This is a genomic window from Pseudofrankia sp. EUN1h, assembly GCF_001854645.1.
Classification (GTDB): Bacteria; Actinomycetota; Actinomycetes; order Frankiales; family Frankiaceae; genus Pseudofrankia; species Pseudofrankia saprophytica.
The window spans coordinates 130,202-155,016 of record NZ_MBLN01000025.1 but is presented as its reverse complement, the minus strand read 5'-3'; the positions used below and the strand labels follow the sequence as shown (position 1 = coordinate 155,016).

Here is a 24,815-nt window from a genome sequence, read left to right as displayed (position 1 = left end):
CTCGGTCGGTCGCCCAGCCGGGGAGTGGGCGAGGACTCGGGAACGTCTGGGAGGTAGCACCGGGTGGCAGGACCCCTCGCCATACCCGGATCCTCGACGGGCCCCCAGCGTGCCCGTCCGCCGTCGGAGCCGCGGGAGGCATCGCCGCCACCGGCCGCCTCGCCTCCGCCGCAGGTCGGGCCGCCTCCGGAGACCGCGGAACCGCTGACAGACCACCAGGGGCCGAGCCATCCCGCGCTGGGCGATGATCCGGCTCCGTCACTCCCACAGACCTCCTCGGTCGTTGATGCCAGCCCCCCGGCCGTCGAGGTCCCGGCGGTGGAGACCCAGACCGTCGATTCTCTGCCCGTCGATCCCCCGGCCGTCGAGGTCCTGGTCGTCGAGACCCTGGCGGACGCCGCCCCGGCCAGCCTCGATCGTGCCCTATCGGTRCACCCGCCATCCGCCTCGGCTTCGGCTTCCGCCCCGACCTCGGCCTCGACCGAGGCGCGGGCTGGCGAGCCGGGGGACGCCGGCGAACGGCACACGTCCACCGGCGGGTGGGCCGGCCGGTGGGGGGCCGTCCGCCGGGCGGTGGTCGGATCCGGGCTGTTCGTCGGCCGCGCCGTGCGGGCGCGGCCCTGGCTGCTGACGGCCGCGCTGTGCGCGCTGACGCTGGGTCTCGGCCTCACCGGGCCGGACACGCCGGCGCAGGAGTACCGGGTCTGGCTGTTCGAGCACGGCGGCGCGCGGCTCTGGGACAACCAGTGGTACGGCGGGCACACGGTGCTCGGCTACAGCGTGCTGTTCCCGCCCCTCGGCGCGCTGTTCGGAACCCGGCTGCTCGGGGCGCTGTCCTGCGTCGCGTCGACGATGCTGGTGGCGCGGCTGCTGCGCGGTCCACGCCGCCGCAGCGGCCACCACGATCTCGCGGTCGTCTGGTTCGCCGTCGTGACCGTCGCGAACCTCGTCGTCGGCCGCGGCGCGTTCGCGCTGGGGATGGCGTTCGGGGCGCTCGCGCTGGTCGGGGTGCGGGAGCGACGCGGCTGGGTGGCCTGGGCCGGGGCGATCTGCTCATCGCTGTCCTCGCCGCTGTCCGGCGCGTTCGTGCTGCTGGTGGCGGCGGCGCTGGTCGGCAGCCTGCCGTGGCGGCGGATCCTGCCGATGGTGGGAGCGCTCAGTGGCCTGGTGGTGTCGCTGGTCTTTCCCGAGGAGGGCGTCCAGCCCTTTCCCGCGCTCACCTTTCTCTGTCTGCTGGCGCTGATCGGCGGCGGCCTGCTGGTGGTGCCGCGCCGGGAGCGGGCGGTGCGCCGTGGCCTGCTGCTGTGGGCGGCGGCGGCGACGGTGTTCTTCTTCGTGCCGTCGTCGGTCGGCGGCAACATCACCCGGCCGGCGACGCTGCTGGCCGGGCCGATGGCCGCCGTGCTGCTCGCCCGCCGGCCGCGGGTCCTGCTGGTCGTCGCGGCACCGCTGATCGGCTGGTCGATCGGGCCGGTGCACGGCGCGCTGATAACCCAGGGCGACCCATCCGCCTCTCCCGGCTACTACAACGGGCTGCTCAGCTACCTCGATCGCGACGACGGCCTGGTCCCGGCCGGCCGGGTCGAGATCCCGTTCACCAAGGCGCACTGGGAGGCCCGCTACGTCGCGCCGCACGCGGAGATGGCCCGCGGTTGGCTGCGCCAGCTGGACACGAAGGACAACACGCTCTTCTACGACGGCACGCTGACGGCCAGCACGTACCACGACTGGCTGCTGGCCCGGGGCGTCACCTACGTGGCGCTGCCGAACGTGCCGCTGGACGCGTCGGGGCAGGCCGAGGCCGAGCTGCTGCGGTCCGGGCTGCCCTACCTCGACCTTGCCTGGCAGGACGCCAACTGGAAGGTCTGGATCGTCACCGACTCGAGCGGCCTGGTGCGGGGACCGGCGACGCTGACCGAGCTCGGCGTCAGCTCGATCGCGGTCGACTTCCAGACGCCGGGCGTGGCGACCGTCCTGGTGCACTTCACCTCCCTCTGGTCGATCACGGAGGGCAACGTCTGCGTGTTCCGCGCCGCCGGCGACTGGACCGGGATCCTGGCCGAGACCCCGGGACCGGTGCGGCTGTCGGCACGCCTGTCGGTCGACGGCCTGACCAAGGCCAGCGCCCTGGACTGTCCCGCCGATCAGCGCGTGCACTGAATATCTTCAGCCGTCGACCGACCGCCTGAACGCCGCAAAAGGGTGACTGAACACCGCGAAAAGGGTGACGGGCCCGCCATTACGCGGGGGTTGCCATGCGGACGGGCGGTTCGGGTGGAAGATGGCCAGATGGCCAAGCCGGTGTCGGTGTTCCGACACTTACCCTCGCGGCCATGGTCTGACGTCTTTCTTAGGACCAACGGGACAGATACCGGCGGTCGGGCATGCCCGCGATCTGGCAGCATGACCGGCACGATCAGTGTGACGAGTGGCGGCCCGCGTCAGGTCGGCCTGATCGATGGCACGGCGGGGGTACGGAGGCCATGAAGAGCTCACTGCTACCGATTATGTTGATCGTCGTGCTCCTCGTKGGCGCCACGGTCTTCGTCGTGCTGTCCAGTCGTTCGGGCCGCACGCAGTACGGCCCCGGCGGTCAGCGGCCGCCCGCCGACGAGCCCGGGCGGGACGACGGCCTGCCGGGCCGCCGGGCCGGCCGCCGCCGAGCCGGCCGCGGCAACGCCGGCGGTGGTGCCGGCGGCGCGCGCCGGCCCGCCCCGGACGACCGCTACTCCTCGGACGCGGCGAACCTCATACCGGGCTTCGGGCCAACCGTGCCCGCCGGCGGCCGCGCCGGAACACAGGCGAGCGCGCCCGGAGGCGGGCCAGCCGCCGCGGCCGGCGGCGCCGCCGGCCCGGGACCTGACCCCGACCTTGACGCGCGCGGCGCTGACCATGCCTGGAGTGATGACGTGACGACGCAGGTTCCCACCGGCGGCGACGGCGGCTGGCCGGACGACGACCGCGACCCGGAGTCCACCGGCTGGGCCCCGCCGCCCAGCGGGCCGCCGCATCCCCGGGCGGCCCCGCCCGAGCCGGCCACCGTCAGCTCGACGGCGCCGACGGATGGCGTGGACCCCGCCTGGGTGGCCGACGACGCCGCGTGGACCGTCCAGTCGCCCTCGAACCGCACGCCGCTACCCGAGGTGCCGGCTGCCCCGCCGGCGCCTGCCGCAGCGGCAGCTCCTTTCCCATCAGCCCCGACCGAGCCGGCGCCCGCGGCGCCCCCAGCGGCATCGGCGGGCATCACGAGCACCGGGCCCGGGCCATACGTCGCCGAGGAGCCCGAGCACTTCAGCGCGCCACCGCTGCGGCTGGCCGCGGCCGGGCGGACGCGGCGCGGCAAGCGCGGCGGGCCCAACGAGGACGCCTTCGTCGTCGTCGACGGCCTGCTCGCCGTCGCCGACGGCGTGGGCGGCGAGGCGGCGGGGCAGATCGCCTCCACGCTCGCCGTCACGACGGTCGCCGGCTTCCGGCCGCAGTATGCCGCCGACCCCCGGGAGGGGCTGCGCGCGGCGGTGGAGCGCGCGAACCGGGTGGTACGGCAGCGTCCCAAGTCCGAGCCCTCCTGGCGCGGCATGGCCTGCACCCTCGACGTCGTCGTGCTCGGCAGGCAGGAGACGACCGGGCGGACCATCACCGTCGCGCATGTCGGCGACAGCACGGTCTGGCTGCAGCCGGGCAAGGGCGAGCCGCGCCAGCTCACCACCCCGCACGCCATCACCGGGGGTCCGCTGCTCAACGCGGTGGGCCTGGCCGACGAGATCGAGATGGACCTCTTCCAGGTCGAGGTCCGGGCCGGCGACCGGGTGGTGCTCTCCAGCGACGGCATGACCAAGGTCATGAAGCCCGAGCAGCTGTACGGCCTGCTCCACCAGCTCGCCAGCGATCCGCCCGAGCGCGCCGCCGACGCCCTCGTCGAGGCTGCGCTGCTCGCCGGCGCCAGGGACGACACCACCGTCGTCGTCGCGGACCTGGTTCCCGAACCGACGCCGCGCTGACGCCGCGGACCACCCCGTACCACCCGCACCACCCGCGAGGCCCGGCCAGGGCGGACGCGGACGCCCGACCGGCGTCCCGCCCCGGCCGGGCCTCGTCGTTTCCGAGGTGTGCCAGGGATCTCGGCCTGTTCTCCGTGCTGGGCCACGGCAAGGCCCGTGCCCGCGGTTATTCTACGGTCCGTAGAACTTTCTACGTTACGTAGAAGATAGAGCCGGTCATCTCGGGGCACGGCCGGCTCGGAAGGGACCACGGATGGTCCTCGACTCGCCGGTGGTCGCCGAGGCCGCCACCCAGCTCGCCGGCGCCCAGCTCGCCGGCTCGCTCGCGCTGGCGCGGGGCCAGACCGCCTTCAGCCTCGCGTTCCACATCTGCTTCGCGGTCTTCGGCGTCGGCATCCCCTGGCTCTTGCTGTACACCGAGGGCCGGTGGTTGCGGACCGGCGACGAGATCTGGCTCGCCCTGACGAAGAAGTGGTCCCGAGCGTTCGCCGTGCTCTTCGCCGTCGGCGCCGTGTCCGGCACGGTGCTCTCGTTCGAGTTCGGGCTGCTCTGGCCGGCGTTCATGGCCCGTTACGGCGGTGCGCTCGGGCTCTCGTTCACCCTCGAGGGCTTCGCGTTCTTCGCCGAGGCGATCTTCCTCGGGATGTACCTCTACGGCTGGAGGCGCCTCTCGCCTCGAGCCCACTGGCTGACGCTCTGGCCGATCGCGATCGCCGGGACGCTGTCGACGCTGTTCATCATCACCGCGAACGCCTGGATGAACGTGCCGGGCGGGATCGTGGAGACGGCGGACGGCCAGGTCGTCGCGGCCGAGCCGCTGGCGCCCCTGCGCAGCCCGTCCGCGCCGCCCCAGGTCGCGCACATGCTGCTCGCCGCGCTGATGTGCACCGGTGGGGTGGTCGCGGGGATCTACGCCGTCGGAATGCTCCGGGGCCGCCGCGACACGTACCACCACAGGGGCCTGCGAGTCGGCCTCGTCGTCGTGCTGGTCTGCGCGCCGCTCCAGCTCGTGGTCGGTGACTGGGCGGCCCGGGTCGTCGGCGCCCGCCAGCCGGCCAAACTGGCCGCGATCGAAGGACTGTATGACACGCGGGACCACGCGCCGCTCACGATCGGCGGTCTGTACGACCCGAAGACCKGTGACGTCCGGTACGGCATCGAGATCCCGGACGGGCTGTCGCTGCTGGAAGGGTTCGACCCCGACCATGTGATCACAGGGCTGGACTCGGTACCGGCGGACGAGCGGCCGAACGCGACGATCGTGCATCTCGCGTTCGACACCATGGTGGGGCTCGGCACCGGGCTGATCGCGYTGTCGGCGCTGGTCGCCGCGGTGGCACTGCGCCGCCGACGGCGCGGGCTGCGACCGTTGCTCCCCACCGGTCGGCCCTGGCTGCTCGCGGCCGTGGCGAGCGGGCCGGCGTCGGTGCTCGCGATGCTCGCGGGATGGGAGGTCACCGAGGGCGGCCGGCAGCCCTGGATCGTCCAGGGCCGGATGCGGGTGGCCGACGCGGTCACCGCCACCGGCGGGATCGGCTGGATCTTCGCCGGCACCCTCGCGCTCTACCTCGGCCTCGCCACCGCGCTCGTACTCATCCTGCGGCGGATGGCGACCGGCGGCCCCGGCTACGAGCCCCGGACTCCGACCGAAGGACCGCCGAGCGAGCCGTACCCGCCCGACCCCGACCGCCCGGATCCGGACGTCGCGCCGGCGGGGCGGGCCGCGCGGGACGGCGGGGCGGGGCGATGAGCGCGGCGGACCTGCTCGTCGTCGTCATGGTCGTCGGCCTGACCGTGTATGCCCTGCTCGCCGGCGCGGACTTCGGCGGCGGCCTCTGGGACCTGCTGGCCCGTGGCCGGGACGCCGCGGACCAGCGGGCGCTGGTCGCCGGCTCCCTCGGCCCGGTCTGGGAGGCCAACCACGTCTGGCTGATCTTCGTGATCGTCGCCCTGTTCAGCGGGTTCCCGGCCGCGTTCGGCGTCGTCGGGTCGACGCTGGAGGTGCCGCTGGTGGGCGCGCTGCTCGGGATCGTGCTGCGCGGCGCTGCCTACGTGTACCGCGCGTACGGTGGCGGCGCCGCCGGCCCGGACCACTGGTGGGGGCGAGTGTTCGCCGCCGCGTCCGTGCTCACGCCGTTCTCGCTCGGGGTGGCGGGCGCCGCGCTGGCCACCGGTGACCTGGCCGAGGGCGCCCCGTTCGCCCCGCTCACCAACGCCTTCGGGGTGGTCTGCGGGTTGTTCACGGTCGCGGTCACCGCGTTTCTCGCCGCGGTCTACCTGTGCCGGGACGCGGCGGCGCGGCCGGCGGCCGCCCATCTCGTCGCCGGCTTCCGGCGCCGGGCACTGGCCGCGGCGGTGGTGGCCGGCCTGCTCGCGGCGGTGCTGCTGCCGCTGCTCTGGTCGGACGCGCCCGTCGTCGCGGACCGGTTCGCCGCCCGGTCCGTGCCGCTCGTCGCGGTGTCGGCCCTCGGTGGTCTCGGGGCGGTGGCGCTGGTGTGGCGGCGGCGGTTCACGGCGGCGCGGATCGCCGCGGGGCTGGCGGCCGCCGGAGTGCTGTGGGGCTGGGCGGTCGCTCAGTACCCGGATCTCGTGGTCGRCCGAGCCACCGTCGACGGTGCGGCGGCACCGGCGGCGAACCTGCGCGCCCTGCTGGTCGCGATCGCCGCCGGCATGCTGGTGATCCTGCCGTCGCTGGTCGCGCTGCTCAGGCTGTTCGCACACCCTGAACCGGCGGGATCAACGGGGCCGTCCGGGCCGTCCGGGCTGTCCGGACCATCCGGACCATCCGGGCCGTCTGGACCGACTGGACGGGCGGGATCGGCGGGGCTGGAGGGGCACCGCTGAGGACCGCGGGCGGCCGTTCCGGTCAGTCCGGGACGGCATCGTGGCGGGGGCGGGTGAAGAGCACCTCGTCGAACGGCGGCTCGTCCGGCGTGAGCGAGTCGTGGACGGTGAGCCGGATGGTCGTCGTCCCGCCGGGGATGCCGGGGTCGACGTGGAGGGCGGCGAACGCGTAGGGGTGGTCGGTGGAGCGCGCGGCGAGCCACGGCGCTCCCTCCGTCACGTGGATGGTGCGCCGGCGGCTGACCGGGCTCTTCCCGAACCGGCGGCGGCCGGGACCGGCCGGCGGGTCCGGCGGCTCCGGCTCGATGACCACCTGGCCGGCCGGCGGGTGGAACAGCGCCCCCGTGCTCGGCGACGACGAGCCGCCGGTGCCGATGGTGACATGCACGGTTCCGGAGGTCGTGTCCACGACCTCGCCGGCGAGCGCCAGCCCGGGTGGTGTCGCGGTTCGCGCCGCCATCGGCACCGTGGGCGCGGTCGGCGACACCGCCGCGTCGGCCGTCGCGGCGGTGCTGGTGCTCACGGGCACGACCGGCCGTGGCGTCAGCACCCTTGAGCCTGGGACGACGCCGCGGACCGGGTGGGTCCGCTCGTAGTGGTGCTCATGCCCGCAAAGAACCAGATCGACCTCGTAGCGGTCGAACAGCGGCAGCCACTCCTCGCGCAGGCCAAGATCACCGCCGTTGTGGTAGGCGGCGGTGGACATCGCCACCTGGTGCATCGCGACGATCACCCAGTCGATCTCGGGGTCGGCGCGGGCGGCGCGCAGGGTCTGCTCCAGCCAGGCGGTCTGCCGGCCGCCGCTGAAGCCGCGCAAATAGACCAGCCCGTGCTCCTGGTAGCAGGCATCCTCACCGAAGAGCACGACGAAGCGGACGCGGCCGACGGTGAACGCGTACCAGAGGCCCTGGAAGTCGCCGCCGGCGCCGTTGTCCGGCAGCTGGAAGTAGGCCTGGTACGAGTCGAGCCCGAACCGGCCGAGCCCACGCTCGCTCTCGTGGTTCCCGGCGACCGGCATCCACGGCCGCCGGCTGGCCGACGGGGCGATCATTCGGAACCAGTCCGCCCAGACCTCGGCGGGGTCGCGCCGCAGGCTCGCGTACGACAGGTCGCCAAGGGCGAGGTGGAACAGCGGGGCCAGCATGTCGACCGCGGCGACGACCGCCCCGGAGGCCGGCGTGCCGTACGGGTCGTCCTCCTGGTCCGTGCCGTGGTCACCGAAGCAGGTGAACGTGAAGGCCGAGCCGTCCGCCTCCGAGGCGCCCGCCCCTGAGCCGTCCGCGCCCTCGCCGGTGCCGCCAGCGCGGGGGGCCGTGCGGAAGTCGCCGGTCGGGGTTCCCGCCCGGGAGGTCCGCTGGGAGGCCGGCGGCTCGGATCCGCCGAGCGCGGGGGAGATCTCGTAGCGATAGTGGACGCCCGGCCGCAGCCCGACCAGCGTGGCGTGCTGGACGTAGACCCTTCGGCGGTCGGCGTCCCGGTAGGTGCTGGTCGTCGCGTACGCCTCGCCCGGCTCGGCCGCGTCCGGGTCGACCGGCGCGAACCGCACCATGGGCCGGCTCACGGGGCCGTCCGTCAGCCAGGACACGACCATCGATCTGGCCGGGTCCGCCCCGAACGCCAGGTGAACCCCACCGCCGTCCGCCACCCGCCGCGTCACGGCTGTTCGCCCCCGTTCCCATCCTGGTGACCTGCTCCCGACACGCCAGAGGGCGGCCACGGACTCCGTGGCCGCCCTCCCGCTTTCGATCAGTCGCCGCCGGCGGCTACCAGCGGCGCTCTGGCCGCCTTACTCGCTGGACTTCGCCAGGTCGATCGGCGGGGTGTCCGGGACCGAGCTGGGCTTCGTCTCGCCGCGGAAGACGAACTTCGCGTCCTCGCTCTCGGGGTCGCCCTCGACGTCGCCGATGACGATCTCGCCGGGCTTGAGCGTCCCGTAGAGGATCTTCTCGGAGAGGACGTCCTCGATCTCCCGCTGGATCGTCCGGCGCAGCGGCCGGGCGCCCAGCACCGGGTCGTACCCGCGGATGGCGAGCAGGGTCTTGGCGGCCGGAGTCAGCTCCAGCGCCATGTCCTTGTTCTTCAGCTGCGTGTCCACCCGGGCCAGCATGAGGTCGACGATCTGGATGATCTCGTCCTTGCTCAGCTGGTGGAAGACGATGATGTCGTCGATGCGGTTGAGGAACTCCGGCCGGAAGTGCTGCTTGAGCTCGTCCTGGACCTTGGCCTTCATCCGCTCGTAGTCGACCGCGCCCTGACCGGTGGCGAAGCCGATGCCCGGGCCCTTGGAGATGTCGCGGGTGCCCAGGTTCGACGTCATGATCAGGACGGTGTTCTTGAAGTCGACCAGCCGGCCCTGGGAGTCGGTCAGACGACCGTCCTCCAGGATCTGCAGGAGCGTGTTGAAGACGTCCGGGTGCGCCTTCTCGACCTCGTCGAACAGCACGACCGAGAACGGCTTGCGCCGCACCCGCTCGGTGAGCTGGCCGCCCTCTTCGTAGCCGACGTATCCGGGCGGGGAGCCCACCAGTCGCGAGACGGTGTGCTTCTCCATGTACTCGGACATGTCGAGCTGGATGAGAGCGTCCTCGTCGCCGAAGAGGAACTCGGCCAGCGTCTTGGACAGCTCGGTCTTACCGACACCGGACGGGCCGGCGAAGATGAACGAGCCACCTGGGCGCTTCGGGTCCTTCAGGCCGGCGCGGGTACGCCGGATCGCCTGGGAGACGGCCTTGATGGCCTGCTCCTGGCCGATGACCCGCCGGTGGAGCTCGTCCTCCATGCGCAGGAGACGCGCGGTCTCCTCCTCGGTGAGCTTGAAGACCGGGATGCCCGTCCAGATGGCGAGCACCTCGGCGATCTCCTCGTCGCCCACCTCGGCGACGACGTCCATGTCGCCGGCCTTCCACTCCTTCTCGCGCTTCGCCTTCTCCGCGAGGAGGGTCTTCTCCTTGTCGCGCAGCGACGCCGCCTTCTCGAAGTCCTGCGCGTCGATCGCGGACTCCTTGTCGCGGCGGACGTTGGCGATCCGCTCGTCGAACTCGCGCAGGTCCGGCGGCGCGGTCATCCGGCGGATGCGCATCCGGGAGCCGGCCTCGTCGATCAGGTCGATCGCCTTGTCCGGCAGGAAGCGGTCCGAGATGTACCGGTCGGCCAGCGACGCGGCGGCGACCAGGGCGGCGTCGGTGATCGAGACGCGGTGGTGCGCCTCGTACCGGTCGCGCAGGCCCTTGAGGATCTCGATGGTGTGCGCCACCGAGGGCTCCGCGACCTGGATCGGCTGGAAGCGGCGCTCCAGCGCCGCGTCCTTCTCCAGGTGCTTGCGGTACTCGTCCAGCGTCGTCGCGCCGATGGTCTGGAGCTCACCGCGGGCCAGCATCGGCTTGAGGATCGACGCGGCGTCGATCGCGCCCTCGGCGGCACCCGCGCCGACGAGCGTGTGCAGCTCGTCGATGAACAGGATGATGTCGCCGCGGGTGCGGATCTCCTTGAGGACCTTCTTCAGCCGCTCCTCGAAGTCACCGCGGTAGCGCGAGCCGGCGACGAGGGCACCCAGGTCGAGCGTGTAGAGCTGCTTGTCCTTGAGCGTCTCGGGCACCTCGCCCTTGACGATCGCCTGCGCCAGGCCCTCGACGACCGCGGTCTTGCCAACGCCGGGCTCGCCGATCAGGACCGGGTTGTTCTTGGTTCGGCGGGACAGCACCTGCATGACCCGCTCGATTTCCTTCTCGCGCCCGATGACCGGGTCGAGCTTGGCCTCGCGAGCGGCCGCGGTCAGGTTGCGGCCGAACTGGTCGAGCACCAGCGACGTCGACGGCGTGCCCTCGGACGGACCGCCGGCCGTGGCCGGCTCGCCCTTGCCCTGGTAGCCGGAGAGCAGCTGGATGACCTGCTGGCGGACCCGGTTGAGGTCGGCGCCGAGCTTGACCAGCACCTGGGCGGCGACGCCCTCACCCTCGCGGATCAGGCCGAGGAGGATGTGCTCGGTGCCGATGTAGTTGTGGCCGAGCTGCAGCGCCTCGCGCAGGGACAGCTCGAGGACCTTCTTCGCGCGCGGGGTGAAGGGGATGTGACCGCTGGGTGCCTGCTGCCCCTGGCCGATGATCTCTTCAACCTGCGACCGCACACCCTCGAGCGAGATCCCCAGCGACTCCAGCGCCTTCGCCGCGACACCCTCACCCTCGTGGATCAGGCCGAGGAGGATGTGCTCGGTGCCGATGTAGTTGTGGTTGAGCATCCTGGCCTCTTCTTGAGCCAGGACGACGACCCGACGTGCCCGGTCGGTGAATCTCTCGAACATGTGCGCTCCTTCGAGCTGCGACCGACCACACGACAGCCGGTATCCGCATGCTAGCTCCGCCGAGGCATGTCCTCACGCATCGAACAGAAACCTACCCGCCAGAACCCGTCCACCTCGTCGCGGACGGGGCCGACATCGCTGTCGTGCCCCGATGGGTCCAGACGTCTACTGCAACGTCTATGGCAACCGTGGCGGAGCAGGCATGATTCCGTCACGGGGTTCCGCCGAGAGCGGAAACGCGCAGGCCGACGACCGGCGTCCGTCTCGGCGGCTCGAACCGCCGCCCCCGGCTGCTGGGTCCTGGCTGCGCGGAGGCACGGCGGCGCGGGCGGGCGAGGGAGGGAACAGAACCCTCGCTTCCCAGCGCGGCCGTCACCGTATGTTACAGATCGCGGGACGCCTTCGTGGAGTGTGCTGGTCGTGATTCACGTCGGACAATCGCGCTTTGTGTTTGCCATGATGCTTTACGTGATGGCGCGGCGACCGGATCGTGCTGGTTCCGGAAACGTGCCGGCGTCGACATCTTGAAGCTCACGGACGAGACCGACGGGCGGCGCATGGCCGGGCCGTCCGTTGGGCGTTCGCCGTGCGCGCCGCGGGCCGCGCCACACCGCGCGCCGTGGCATCGCGAGAGCGCGGCGCGGGTGGCGCGAGCCGGGGCCTGACGTCGCGGGCGGGGGCCTGGCCACCGCGAGCGGGGCCGGGCGCCGACGACGGCGTGCTGGTGGCGAGGCAGGTCAGCGGTTCATGCCGAGGCGCCGGGAGACGCCGCCGGTGCGGGCCGGCCCACACCGGCCCACACCGGTCCGCGCCGGCCGGCTGGCGGCCCGGAAATGCTCTTGGCGTTGTCAGCCGACGGCGGCGGAGGCATCCGACGCGTCCGGGCCGACTCGTTGGCTGAGGAACCGCCGAAGCAGGGTGCTGGACGTGTGGACCGTATACGGGAAATAGATGATTCGTGCACCAACGGTCGCGAGATCGGCCTCGAGCTTCTGCGCTTTCGCGGTACCGCGCCAGTCGTCGCCCTTGAATAGCACGTCGTAACGGACGGACGGCCACATGTCGAACTTGTCCCGGTGGGGATCGGCGACCACCTCGTCCACGAGCCGAAGGCTGCCGACGATCTCGATGCGCTCGACGAGTGGAATGACGGGAGGCCGCCCCTTCACCGCCAGCACGACCTCGTCGGTCACCACCCCCGCCACCAGCCGGTCGCACTCCAGCCGGGCGCGCCGGACGATGTTGAGATGCCCGATGTGGAACATGTCGAAGACGCCGGGCACGTAGCCCACTGTGGTCATCCCGAGCTTCCGTTTCCTGGTCGTGCCGGCGCCGCCGAGGGCGCCAGCGCGGTCATGGTTCCGTACCACCTGACCAGCGCCGCGAGCAGGAACAGCAGGTTCGCCGCCGCCAGGACGCCGTAACCGACGGCGAACACGCCGCCGAAGGTGCCGCCGACACCGAGCAGGGCGAAAAGAAGGCAGAGGAGCCCGTAGTCGCTGGGTACCACCGCGAGTGACCGCCAGACGGGTGCGTGCACCGCTACCGGCTGGTTGCTGACGGGGAGCCCGGCGCGCGCGGCCTGGCGCTGGCGCAGCAGATCGTTGAGGATCATTCCGAAGAACGCCACCGCGTTTATGACGGCGTACCCGAGAGGCACCAGCAGGTAGCTGCCGCGACCGAGGTCGGAGAACCGGTAGCAGGACACCGCGACCGCGAGATGCAGCGACGAGATCTTCGCGGCGTCCACTATGTGGTCGAGCCACTCGCCGGCCAGCGAGCCGCCGCCCCGTAGCCGGGCAAGCTGCCCGTCGGCCGCGTCGAACGCGTAGCCGAGCACCAGGGCCAGGCAGATCACGACGCCGATCGGCACGGTCGGCCGGACCAGGGCGAGGAGCGAGATGCCGCCGAACGTGAACACGGCGCTGATCGCGGTTACCTGGTTCGGGGTGAGCCCGACGACGTAGGCCCCGGCCGCGAGCAGCCGGCCGATGCGCCTGTTGACGAACCGGGAGTAGGCCGGGGCGCCCTTGACGGTCTTCTGCGCCAGCCGCAGGCGGGCGAGCGCCTGCCGGTAGGTCAGCCGCTCCGGTCGCGCCGGCGGCGCGCCGGCCGCCCGGTGCGGCTCGGCGGAGGTGTCGACACTCATCGGCGCCTCAGGACTTCCGTGTCCGTCCCGAGCACCTTCGTGTCTGTTATGACCGCCGTGCCCGTCGGGTGTGGGCGCGCTCCGTTCATCACGTCCGTCCACTCACTTCGTCGGAAACGGCTGAGGGTATTGGCAGGTCATGGGCAGCGCGGCACCGGCCGTCAGGAGGCGATGGGCTGCTGGTCCGGTGCCGGCTCCTCCGCCAGCGGTTCGACCATCCGCGGTTCGGTCAACCGCGGTTCCGTCATCCGGGGCTCGGTCGACCGGGGCTCGACCGGTCGCGTGTCGGGTCCGGACTGTCCGGGGGCGCTCGACGGCACGTCGGCGGCCGGGGTCTCGTCGTGCCGCGGGGGCGGCACCAGGGCCGTGGGCACCCACTCGATCCCACGCACGTCGGAGGAACGGCGCAGTGACGTGATCAGGCCGGGGCGCTTCGGCGGCTTGCGTTCGGCCAGCCGTAGGCAGAGCCGCTCGTAGCCCGCCGCCACGTCGTCCCAGTCGAACTCGCGCGCGGCGCGGGCGCGGGCCTTGTCGCCATACAGCGGCCCGATCGAGGCGTCCCGTTCGGTCAACTCGAGCAGCTCGGTCAGCTGGTCGGCGTCCTCCCAGAAGAATCCCGCGTCGCCGAGCACCTCGCGGTTGAACCGGTTGCCGATCGCGAGGACGGTCGCCCGCCCTCCCATCGCGCGCAGCAGCGACGGGTTCGTGCCGCCGACGCTGTGACCATGGCTGTAGGTCCGGCTGGTCTGGTACAGGGCGTTGAGCAGCTCCTGGTCATAGACCCCGCCGAGCGGCCTGATCTGGTCCTCGTCCTGGAACGACGCCATCAGGCCCCGGGTGTAGTCCGTCGGGTAGGGGTTGCCGCCGACGATCACCAGCGGGTACCGGCAGGAGCTGTTCCGGTAGGCCTGGGCGATGAGGTCGATGTTGTTCTCGGGCTCCAGGCGCGCGACCACCAGGTGGAACTCCCCCGGCCGCAGGCCGACCTCGGCCAGGCGATGGGCAGCCGGCTCGTCGAGCAGGGGCGCGCCGTAGGTCAGCACGGTCGACTCGACCTGGAACTTCCACCGGTAGTAGTCGGCGATCGCGACGCAGTCCGCGATGAGGTACTGCGCCCACGCGACCGAGAGCGCCTCGGCGGCCAGGTAGTACCTGCGTCCCGCGCCGGCCCACTTCCCGCGCTTCCACTCCAGGCCGTCGACGTGCACGGCCGTGGGGATCCGCCGCAGCTTGAGCAGCGGGAGCAGCGGAGCGTTGGCCGCGTTGAAGACGAGGGCGACGTCCGGTTTGTGCCGCAATGCGTGCAGGCAGCTGAAGCCGGTGTGCGAGAGCGTTTCGAGTGATCGCCTGCGCATCGCCGGGACCTGAACCCGGCGCATTCCGAGGTACTCCTGGGCGCCCCCGGAACGGCAGTAGACCGTGACCTCGTGGCCGAGCTTGACGAGGCGGTGGCCCACTTCCTCGACAGCGGTCTCGAACCCGCCATAGTTCGCGGGCACGCCTCGAGTGCCCATCAAAGCTATATGCACGCCAGCCCCCGCTGAATCTAGCGCCGCGCTCGGTGGCAGCCGCGCGCGGTCGTCGTTCCTGGCGCCGGTTTTCCGGCATTGCGCCGCGGACCGTCGATACCCGCTGGCCAGGTGAATGGCCGCCGCCGGTCGACGGCCGTGGCTCGCCAGCTGTTCACGGTTGGATCATGAAATGATCATGTGCCCGTCAGCTGGGTCTGATGTCGGCTGTTGTCGGACTGAAGGCTACCTTAAATCAACGCGCGAGTCATGGTCTAGACACTCCACGTTCATGGCATGCCCGATGGGCGATCCTGGTGAGTTTGGGGGGTTGTGCGGGCCGCCCGTACCGCGCTGCGACGTGCCGACCCGCCAACGGACGGTCACGGGTCCGTCACCTATTTTGCCGATGAACACATCCTGGCCTGGTATTTTTCCCAAACTATACGCAGCGGTCATGCGGTCGACATGTTCCCGGCGATTGCGGTCGTGGGCTCGTCGCGCCTGTGTCGCGAGCCTCAGTTCACTGACATCCGGCCCAGGGCGGTGAACGAATCACACTGCCTGGCATCTTTGACTGGTCGCCAACAAAGCCGGTCGCGGCCCTCGAAGCGCCCGCGCGGGCGGACCTGCATCCATTTCAAACGCCCGTGGGCTCCACCGCTCGACCGAGCGGTGGAGCCCACGGTTTGTCGGGCCATCTCGGGCCATCTCGGGCCGCTTCGGGCCACTTCGATGGCTAGTGGTGGCTAATTCGTCATGGGACGGTGACCGTCCTGGTCGTGACGTCGGTCCAGCCGAAGGTGTTCGTCACGGTCAGGGTTATCCGATATGTCCCGGCCGCGGCGAACGTGTGGTTCGACGTGACCCCGGTCGTGACCGTCCCGTCGGCCCAACTCCAGGTGTACGAGCTGATGGCGTTGTTCGGGTCGGTCGAGGCCGAGGCGTCCGCCGAGCACGCCAGGGCGGTGCACGAGGTGGTGAAGGACGCGGTCGGCGCCCCGGCCGTCGGCGCCGACGCGAAGGCGCTGAACTGCGTCACCACCGGGGCGTTGGTCGCCGACCCGGACAGGAACGAGCTCAGGCCGACCGAGCCCGCGGCCTGGAGGGTCGCGGTGCTGTCGGTCGCCGTCCGCGTCCAGGTCCCGGGTTCGGCGACGCTCGCCGGCCACACCTTCAGCCGCAGCGTCGTCGGAGACGTCCCGACCACCTGGAGACGCACCTTCAGCTGCAGGCCCGGCGTGTAGGTGACACCCGCCAGGCTGACCTCGGTCGCCAGCGTCGCCTCGGTCGAGGAGTTCAGCAGCCCGGTGATCGCCACGGCGACGGTGTTCGACGAGGTCAGCCGGATCCGGCCGCGGTACTCGTTGTTCGACGCCGTCCGCCGGCCGACGGTGTAGATGTAGACGCCGTTGCCGGTACCCACCTTGTCCGTCGTGACGGTCACCGTCGTGTCGCTGTCCGTCTTCGAGACGCCGCCGAGGTAGGCACCCGTCTGGGAGCCCGTGGTCGCCGTCGCGAACGAGGCCACCCCGGCGGAGACGGTCCGTGGACCGGCGCCGAAGTAGTTCGTCCACGCCCCGCCCGTGTCGGCCGTCCCGACGCTGTTGCCCGTGACGGTCCGGTTGAACGCGTCGAGGGCGAACGGCGACGGCGATGGGTTGGCGGGTGGCCGTGGCGCGACGACCTGGGTGACGGTGCCGGTCGCGCCAAGGTTGTCGGTCACCGTCAGGGCCACCGTGTAGTCGCCCGCGGCGGCGTAGGTGTGTGACGGGGTGGAGCCGGTGCCCGTGGTTCCGTCACCGAAGTTCCAGGCGTAGCTGGCCACGGTGCCGTCCGGGTCCGACGAGCCGGAGCCGTCGAACGAGAGGGCGAGCTCGCCGCCGCTCGACGTGAAGCTAGCCGTCGGAGCCCCGTTCGTCGGCTGTGTCGGCGAGACCGTGTGGGTCACGGTGCCGGTCGCGCCGAGGTTGTCGGTCACCGTCAGGGTCACCGTCCGGTCGCCGGCGGCCGCGTAGGTGTGTGACGGGGTGGAGCCGGTGCCCGTGGTCCCGTCACCGAAGTCCCACGCGTAGCTGGCCACGGTCCCGTCCGGGTCCGACGAGCCGGAACCGTCGAAGGTGCAGGCCAGGCCCGTGCAGGTCTGCGTGAACGCGGCGGTCGGCGCCGTGTTCACCCCACTCCCAAGCGAGTAGTGCGCCGCCACCTGGTTCGCGGTGAGCTCGGCGGAGTAGACCGCCACCTCGTCGACTGTGCCGGCGAAGTAGTTGCTGCTGGCGCCGCCCCAGGTGTTGTCGCCGCCGACTCGCCAGCGGCCGGTGTAGCCCTGCGCCTGGGTCTGGGGATTGGTGCCGACCAGGGTGCCGTCGACATAGAGCTTCATGCCCGCGCCGCTTTGGGTGGCGACCAGATGGTGCCACTGGCCGTTGTTGTAGCTGGTCGGCGAGGTGATGGTGTTGGTCTGGCCCGTCCACACCCCGAACTCGAGCTGGCCCGAGTTCAGCATCCAGACGTGCCGGTCGTAGTTGCTGCTGTTGCCGCTGACCGCGTCACCAAAGCCGATCAGCTTGCCACCCGAGGTGGTCGCGGTCTTGAACCACAGCTCCTCGGAGTACACGGTGGGGTTGGTCACCGGAGTGTTGCTCACGATCAGGCCGTTGGAACCGTTGAGCGTGACGCCCTTCCCGCTCGCCCCGGTCACCGTGCTCGGGACGTTGTAGGTCACCCCGCCGCTGTAGGTGCCGGCAGAGCCGTTCGGCGAGGCGTCCGCGGCCGTCGGGCCCGACGCGTCGTCCAGCCGCCAGTACAGGTCGGGACCCGCGCCGTAGATGCTCGCGCCGTAGGCGTCCGCCGGGGCCTGCGGGATGTTGAGCGTGTAGCCCGCGTCGACGTAGTGCTTCTGGACCTGGGTCGAGGTCAGCGCGGTCGGGTAGACGGCGACGTCGTCGATCGAGCCGTTCAGGAAGTCGCTGCTCGGTCGCGACGGCCAGCTGCCCAGGTTGTCGCCGCCGATACGCCAGTAGCCSGCATACGGCTGGCCAGAGGTCGTTCCGGTGTCCCGGCCCACCCGCTTGCCGTCGACGTAGAGAACCATTCCGCCGCTCGACAGCGTGGCGACCACGTGGTGCCACTGCCCGTCGTTGTAGGTGCCCGGGCTGGACACCGTCCGAACGGCGTTCGGGTAGACGCCGAAGATGAAGTGCCCGGCGTTGTCCATGTAGACGTGGCGGTCGTAGCTCGACGACGTTCCGGTGTTCCGGTCGCCGAAGCCGATGACCTTGCCGCCGCTGGTCGAGGTCGTCTTGACCCACGCCTCGGCGGTGAAGGTGTTCGGTCCCGGCTGCGTCGTGCTCTGCGCGGCTGTGCCCGTCGCGCTGCCGTCGAAGGTGGACGCGGTGTTCGCGTCGCCGCCGATCGCGCCCGCCGCGCCGCGGGTCACCGTGCTGCCCGCCGTGAGGTCRCTGAACCCGGCCCAGTCGTACACCGCGGTTCCGGATGGCTCACCAAGGCGCCAGTAGTCGCTGGCTCCATCCCCCTGTACGTCCTGGACGTACTGACCGGCCGTCGCCGAGGAGATGGTCACCGCCGCGCTCGTCGGTCCGTTGGTCGTGTTGTTGTACGGGTCGTAGACATAGACCTTGTACGTATGTGAGCTGCCGGGTGCCAGGCCGGTGTCGACGAAGCCGGTCGGTYTGAGCTGCCAGAAGGTCGAGTTGACGGTCGTGGTGTACACGGGGTTGGCGGTGTTGCCGTCCCGGACGACCTTGTAGGTCAACGCCTCGTTGTCCGGGTCCCAGGTGGGCGTCCAGGCGACCCGGGCGGTGCCGGCCGCCAGCGAGACGACGTTCGGCTGCAGGCTGGTCGAGTACTGCGGGCCGACGTGGTTCGGGGCGAGGTTCTTCACGGCGAAGCGCACGAGGCCCTGCTGCGCGGTCCCGTTCACGGACGGGAACTCGCCGCCTAGGGAGATGTAGCTCCCGTTACCGGTGATCGACCAGGCGGCCTGGCTCTGCCCGGTGTAGGTGCCGGCCGGCAGCGTGGGGTACCAGTCGAGCTGGGTCGGGCTCGGGTTGCCGAAGAAGTCGTAGTAGCCGCCGACCGAGTTGTGCTGGACCGTCCCGGTCGCCGCCTTCGTGAACGCGGTCGCGCGGTGGAAGGTCCAGGGATCGGTCTGCGGCCAGGCGCCGATGTTGCCACAGAAGTGCTCATGGCTGACCGTGTACACCGAGTCGCCGAGCGCGAAGGTTCCGTAGGAGTCGCCGTGGCAGTCCTCGACCCAGACGAGGTTGCCCGTGTTGGGGGAGGCGGCGAAGACACCCTCGAGGTTGCCGCCGGGGCCGAACACCCAGCCGGTGCCGTAGATGTTGGTGCCGTCGGTGTACAGGCTGTTGAATCCGGCGTCGTTCCCCGAGTTCTGGAGGAGCTGGTTGGCGGCCCAGGGCACGGTGGCACCGGTGGTCGCGTCGATGGCGCCCAGGCCCTTCGCCGGCACGCCGTTGAGGGTGCTGAACTGGCCACCGACGATGACGAGCGACTTGTCCGGCGTGAGCACGAGCGCGGTGACCTGGTTGTCGTMCGCGGTGGGCGCCCAGTTCAGCAGCGCGCCGTTGGTGGCCGAGTAGGCGGCCAGTCGCGCGCGGGAGTTCCCCATCGCCGAAGCGAAGATGCCGCCGACGTAGACGGTCGAGTTCGTCGCGGTCACCGCGCGCGCGGACGCCGCGGTGCCGCCCGTGAAGCTGTTCACCAGCGAGCCGTCGGCGGTGTTGAAGGCGGCGACGCGGTTGTGCGTCTGCCCGTCGACGGTGGTGAAGTCGCCGACCACGTAGACCCGGGTGCCGTCCGGTGAGGCGGTGATCGCGCGCCCCTGCGCGTTGAGCGTGTGGTTGAAGCTCGTGATCAGGTTGCCGGTGGTGATGTCGTAGGCCAGCAGGTTCGCCCGCGCGGTCTCGTTGCTGCCGGCGGGCGAGCCGGCGGGCCGGGCCGAGGTGAAGCTACCCGTCGCATACACCGTGTTGCCAACGGTGACCTGTGCCCACACGACGCCGTTGATCTGGACCGTCGGCAGCGCGTCGGCACTCACCGTCTCCGGCGTGCCTGGATTAGGCGGCGCGGTGTCCGCGCGCGCTGGTGGTGCCGCCGCCAGGACGACAGCGGCGCCCACCGCGACCAGCGTGCTCGCCGACAGGGCGGCGATGGCACGTCTGGCCGCACGGGTAGCTCGACCCCGCATGGTTTTCTCTCCCCCAAGGTGCGTTCAACGCTTCCCACGGGGGCCACGTCACTGGCTCGCCTCCTGGCGACCACTCCTGGTGACCGCACACGACCGGAGGCGACCCCCTGCTACCCCCGTTGTCGGGGCAGTGTGCCACAGCGGGACGGAACGGGCCATGGGCGGTGACAACCGGCTGACCAACAGGTGACGGGCAGATGGTACGAATCTGCCCGAGCTGGGGCATTGTGTCCTGTCGACAGGGCACGACGGGGCCGCCGCCGCGCGCTATCGCCGGGGGCGCGGTTCTTCCCGGAATTCTGGAAAACGCGGCGGTCGAGGTCGGGATTTCGTCCGTTTCGACACTATTGCGCAGGCGGGCGTTCCGCCGTATGGCCCGCGCGGCAGAAATGGCCCGATCGGGCGGTGGCGGGTGCTGCCCGGCAGACGAGGTCCGATCAGCCGACGTGGCCCGTAAGGACCACAGCGGGCTGGGACGCGTCGTAACTGATGACGGTCGCGACGTTCTCCCGCTGGTCCTCGGGGATGAGGAAGACGTAGACGCCGCTCGCCGCCGCCCCCGATTTCAGCGTCCCGCGCATCGGTTTGTTCTCGGGGCCGGAATCGGCGGTCGCCGGCGTGGACGTCGCCCCGTAGGACACGGTGACGGTGACCGGGCCCAGGTCGATGGTGTGTCCGGAGTCGTTGCGCAGCTCGATGGTGAACGCCACGGCCGGCTTGTTGGCCAGCTCGCCTGGGCCGGTGCCGCCCGAGCGGATGGACCGCGTGCCGGGGACGGACACCGTCACCTTGTTGCCGAAGTCGACCGCCGCGGTGATCGGCAACGGGCTGGCGGTCGCGGCGGTGCCCGCGGGCACCGGCGCCAGGGCCGTCGGAAACGGTCCCTGGTCCTTGTACGGGTCATTGTCGCTGTCGCAGCCGACGACGGTGAGAACGAGCGCCAGCGCGACAGGAGGGACAACAAGCCAGCTGGCGACACCATGGTGCTTCACCCGGGACCGGTTCACCCGGAATATGGCCGTGCCCGTGGCACCGGAGATGGCTGTGGAGCTGGGCGAGGTCGGGCCGCCCTTCCCGGATGCCCGCGGCCTGCCCGGCCCGCCGTCGTCTTGAGTGGATGTCGCGCGCCGGTTCACTGTTCTCATGCCCCCCGTCGTGCCCCGCCGTCATACCCGTGGCACGGTCATGATGCCTGCTGGATACCGGGGTTTCCGGATCCCGGATTCCCAGTTTCGCGTCACTGTGTGTTATATTTTGGTTACGTCTACGGTCGATTCGCTCCCTGTTAGCGGCAGTTCGCCCGTGGTCRCGTATCGTAGCCCTGCCACGTCGGGGGGCGGATGCAAGGGGATTGCGTGCGCGTTGTCGGAGCGAAAGTTCATCGCGCTACGAGGTTCTTCCCGCTGATTGTCGTGATCTCGGCACTCGTGGCGGGGGCGCTGACCGGATGCAAGCCGGGGGCCCCCTCAGGGACCGGATCCACGCAGTCCACCGGTGCTGGTCCAGGAACGCCCCATCCCACTGGCCCGACGACCGGCGCCGCCGGAACGCCGCCGGCCTCCGCCGCGCCTCCCACCGCGACGACGCCGGGGACGACGCCGTCAGGCGAGGTCCCCGCCCAGGTTCCGCCGGCCTCACTGGTGCCCGGCGCCGCCGGCTATCCGGCGCCGGCCGGTGCCGTGTTCGCCGCGCCGGCGGGCTCGGACGACGCGCCGGGAACCCTGGAGCAGCCGTTGCGGACCGTCGCGGCCGCCCTCGCGAAGGCGCCCCCTGGCGGCACCGTGGTCCTGCGCGGCGGGGACTACCGCGAGACGGTCGCCAGCGTGACCAAGCCGGTGACGATTCAGCCCTACCAGCGCGAACAGGCCTGGCTCAACGGGGCCGACATCGTCAAGGACTGGGCGCCGCTGCCCGACGGCTGGGCCACGGCGACGTTCCGGAGCACCCTCTGCCGGACCTGCTACTACGAGAAGGCGGTCGACCCCGCCCGCCCACTCGCCGGCAGCCCGAACCAGGTCTTCGTCAACGGCAAGGCGCTGAAGGAAGTGGCCGGGGACGCGCAGCTGGACTCCGGCTCGTTCTACGTCATGGACGACGGCACGGTCGTGATCGGTACCGACCCGGCGGGCGTGACGGTCCAGATTTCGGTCCGCTGGAAGGCCATCCAGTTCGACGGGGGCGCCAGCGGGAGCGTCGTACGCGGAATAGGTGTCCGCGGCTACGCCCCGGTCTGGATCGAGTCGCAGCAGCTCGCCGCCGTCATTCTCAACGCCCCCGGCGTCAGGTTCACCGGCAATGTCCTCACCGATGTCGCCGGGACGGCCCTGGCCGTGACCCGGCCGGGCGCGGTCGTGACCGGCAACGTCGTCATCCGAAACGGTCTGCGCGGGATGGTCGCCAACCGGGCCGACGGCCTGGTCGTCACCGGCAACAGGTTCGACCTGAACAACACGGCTGGCTTCGCCACGACGACCTGCGGGGCGGTCTGTGTCATCGCGGGGCTCAAGATCACCCGCACGCGGGGGCTCACGGTCAAGGGAAACTCGTTCTCGAACAACGACGGCGCCGGCGTCTGGTGCGACCTCGGGTGCATCGACGCGACCGTGACCGGCAACCTGGTGTCCGGGAACACCGGCAACGGCATGTTCTACGAGCTCTCGACGAACGCCGTCTTCGACGGCAACACCATCACCCGTAACGGCAGGGGCCTGAAGATCGCCGGATCGGACCGGGTCACGGTGAACGGAAACCATTTCACCGACAACGGCATCGATCTCGGCGTGTACGACGACCCGCGCAGCCCGAGCGTCGAGAAGTACTCCGAGCAGAACGGGCTGACCTGGGACACCCGTCAGGTCACGGTCACCGGCAACAGCTTCGTCGGTGCCGGCGGGACCGACGACGTGCTGCTGGAAACGAACAGGACGGCGCAGGTGACCGCACCGGACATGATCGGGCGTTTCGTCTCCAACACCTTCCAGCCCGCCGCCGGGGGCCGGGTGTACTGGTGCTCATCGAGCTGCATGTACTTCCCGACGGTGACGGCTTTCCTGGCGTCTGGCGCGCTGGGGTGAGCAGATCCTTGCCGCTGGACGAGGGGGACGACAGGTGAGGACCGGAACGCCGGCAGAGCCGCCATGCTGACCCCCTTCGGGGAGATCCCGGACCGGCTCGCCCGGCACATGACCATGGCCGAGCAGCACGAGTACCTGCGGCGGCGCCGTCCGAGCAGGCGGGCCGTGCTCGGCTCGGCGCTCGCCGCGGTCGCCGGGCCCACCCTGCTGGCGGGTACCRCCAGGGCCTCGGTCACGACGCCGGCGCAGGTCGGCCCGCGTTACCTCGCGTTCGGCGGCGACCCGGCGCGCGCGATGACGGTCTCCTTCTCGACCCCGGCGCGGTTCGGCCGTGCGCTGGTCCGTTACGGCCCCGTGGCCGAGACCGGGGAGGCCACCGACCTCGGTGCCACCGCCGAGGTCGAGCTGGCGAACGTGGATCTGGCCACGACGTCGTACGGACACGCCAACCTCACGGCGCTGGCGCCGGCCACGGCCTACCGTTACCGGCTCTCGGTCGACGGGGCCGAAGGTCCCGAGGGCACCTTCACGACCGCTCCCGACGGCCCGGCGCCCTTCACGTTCACCGCCTTCGGCGACCAGGACGTCACAGCCGACGCGGTAGCGATCCTCGGCCAGGTGGCCGGCGCGAAGCCGGCCTTCCACCTGCACGCGGGTGATCTGTGTTACGCGGCCGGCGGGAGCGGACTGCTGACGGAGTCATTCTCCATCCGCCGCTGGGACCGCTGGCTGGACCAGATCTCCCCGGTCGCGTCGAAGGTGCCCTGGATGCCGGCGGTCGGCAACCACGAGATGGAGCCCGGCTACGACATCCACGGATATGGCGGGGTGCTGGGCCGGCTCGCGGTGCCCACCGGCGGCGCGCCGGGCTGCCCCGCCACCTACGCGTTCCGCTATGGGAACGTCGGCTTCATCTCGCTCGACAGCAACGACGTGTCGTACGAGATCCCGGCGAACTTCGGCTACTCGGCGGGCAGCCAGCTCCGCTGGCTCGAAGCGATCCTCGCCAGGTACCGGCGGGACCGCTCGGGAGTCGACTTCATAGTCGTCTACTTCCATCACTGCGCGTTCAGCACGAGCAACGCCCACGGTTCCGAGGGCGGGGTCCGGGAGCTGTGGGTGCCGCTGTTCGACCGGTACGCGGTCGACCTCGTCATCAACGGCCACAACCACAGCTACGAGCGGACCCTGCCGCTGCGCGCCGGGAGGCCGGTCGCGGGCGGGGCCGGCGAGGTCGACTCGACGGTCGGCACGACCTACGTCACCGCTGGCGGCGGTGGAGCGGCGCGTACCCCCGGCTTCGGGCATGTCAGCGGCAGCAGCACGATCTGGCAGTCGGACGGGCGGCCGTACTCCGAGGCCGTGGACTGGTCGATGCCGACGGGGGCGGACCAGTACTCGGTGCTCATCGCCGAGGTCGCTCCCGGCCCGGCCGCCGGCGGGGAGACGACGATGAAGCTGCGGGCGGTCGGAGCCGACGGCACGGTCCTCGACCGGGTCACCCTGCGCCGTCCGGCGCGGCCCCATGAACCAGCCGCGGCCCAGGCGGAGGGCGGCGGTGACGGGGTGGCGCCGTGGGCGATCGGCGGCGCGGCCGCGCTCGCGACGGTGGTCGCGGCCGGTGGCGGCTACGCGGTCCACCGCCACCTGACCACGCGCTGACGACGCTGGCCGCTCGCGCTCCCGCTCCACGCCCGCTCGCCGAACCGGAGCGC

At 71.4% G+C, this 24,815-nt stretch carries 13 protein-coding genes; 6 read left to right on the top strand and 7 right to left on the bottom strand.

Annotation, left to right across the window (positions count from 1 at the left end; genetic code table 11):
* Positions 1-318 precede the first annotated feature (318 nt).
* The 4 genes from BCD49_RS07060 to BCD49_RS07045 all read left to right on the top strand — a co-directional run bounded on the left by BCD49_RS07060 (position 319) and on the right by BCD49_RS07045 (position 6,842).
* Positions 319-2,160, top strand: coding sequence for a hypothetical protein (locus BCD49_RS07060; RefSeq protein WP_007518893.1), 1,842 nt, complete (start codon positions 319-321; stop codon positions 2,158-2,160).
* Positions 2,161-2,483: 323 nt separating this feature from the next.
* Complete coding sequence (locus BCD49_RS07055) at positions 2,484-3,998, top strand: PP2C family protein-serine/threonine phosphatase (protein WP_027140337.1); 1,515 nt, start codon at positions 2,484-2,486, stop codon at positions 3,996-3,998.
* Positions 3,999-4,251: 253 nt separating this feature from the next.
* The gene (locus tag BCD49_RS07050) at positions 4,252-5,748 is read left to right on the top strand and encodes a cytochrome ubiquinol oxidase subunit I (RefSeq protein ID WP_071041292.1); all 1,497 of its coding nucleotides are present in this window, start codon (positions 4,252-4,254) and stop codon (positions 5,746-5,748) included.
* A complete protein-coding gene (locus BCD49_RS07045) occupies positions 5,745-6,842 on the top strand; it encodes a cytochrome d ubiquinol oxidase subunit II (protein WP_083401316.1) in 1,098 nt (365 codons plus the stop codon). The genes BCD49_RS07050 and BCD49_RS07045 overlap by 4 nt, the downstream gene beginning before the upstream one ends.
* A 22-nt stretch (positions 6,843-6,864) precedes the next feature.
* On the opposite strand, the gene BCD49_RS07040 is transcribed toward BCD49_RS07045, so the two are convergent.
* The 7 genes from BCD49_RS07040 to BCD49_RS07010 all read right to left on the bottom strand — a co-directional run bounded on the left by BCD49_RS07040 (position 6,865) and on the right by BCD49_RS07010 (position 21,018).
* Positions 6,865-8,499, bottom strand: coding sequence for a purple acid phosphatase family protein (locus BCD49_RS07040; RefSeq protein ID WP_007511144.1), 1,635 nt, complete (start codon positions 8,497-8,499; stop codon positions 6,865-6,867).
* Between the two features lie 129 nt (positions 8,500-8,628).
* Complete coding sequence (locus BCD49_RS07035) at positions 8,629-11,139, bottom strand: ATP-dependent Clp protease ATP-binding subunit (RefSeq protein WP_007511142.1); 2,511 nt, start codon at positions 11,137-11,139, stop codon at positions 8,629-8,631.
* Positions 11,140-11,987: 848 nt separating this feature from the next.
* Positions 11,988-12,440 (bottom strand): adenylyltransferase/cytidyltransferase family protein, encoded by a 453-nt coding sequence (locus BCD49_RS07030; RefSeq protein WP_007511140.1) that lies wholly within the window; start codon positions 12,438-12,440, stop codon positions 11,988-11,990.
* Positions 12,437-13,288 (bottom strand): CDP-alcohol phosphatidyltransferase family protein, encoded by an 852-nt coding sequence (locus BCD49_RS07025; protein ID WP_007511138.1) that lies wholly within the window; start codon positions 13,286-13,288, stop codon positions 12,437-12,439. Before BCD49_RS07025 ends, BCD49_RS07030 begins: the two co-directional genes overlap by 4 nt.
* A 161-nt stretch (positions 13,289-13,449) precedes the next feature.
* Positions 13,450-14,802, bottom strand: coding sequence for a glycosyltransferase (locus BCD49_RS07020; protein ID WP_232793952.1), 1,353 nt, complete (start codon positions 14,800-14,802; stop codon positions 13,450-13,452).
* A gap of 751 nt (positions 14,803-15,553) precedes the next feature.
* The gene (locus BCD49_RS07015) at positions 15,554-20,026 is read right to left on the bottom strand and encodes a PKD domain-containing protein (protein ID WP_083401315.1); all 4,473 of its coding nucleotides are present in this window, start codon (positions 20,024-20,026) and stop codon (positions 15,554-15,556) included.
* A 437-nt stretch (positions 20,027-20,463) separates the two neighbouring features.
* Positions 20,464-21,018: a hypothetical protein gene (locus BCD49_RS07010; RefSeq protein WP_232793953.1), complete on the bottom strand. Its 555-nt coding sequence runs from the start codon at positions 21,016-21,018 to the stop codon at positions 20,464-20,466.
* A gap of 648 nt (positions 21,019-21,666) precedes the next feature.
* Between BCD49_RS07010 and BCD49_RS07005 the strand changes: the two genes are divergently transcribed.
* The gene (locus BCD49_RS07005; protein ID WP_051466170.1) at positions 21,667-23,100 is read left to right on the top strand and encodes a right-handed parallel beta-helix repeat-containing protein; all 1,434 of its coding nucleotides are present in this window, start codon (positions 21,667-21,669) and stop codon (positions 23,098-23,100) included.
* A gap of 63 nt (positions 23,101-23,163) precedes the next feature.
* Positions 23,164-24,762 (top strand): metallophosphoesterase, encoded by a 1,599-nt coding sequence (locus BCD49_RS07000; RefSeq protein ID WP_071041290.1) that lies wholly within the window; start codon positions 23,164-23,166, stop codon positions 24,760-24,762.
* The last annotated feature ends 53 nt before the right edge of the window (positions 24,763-24,815 follow it).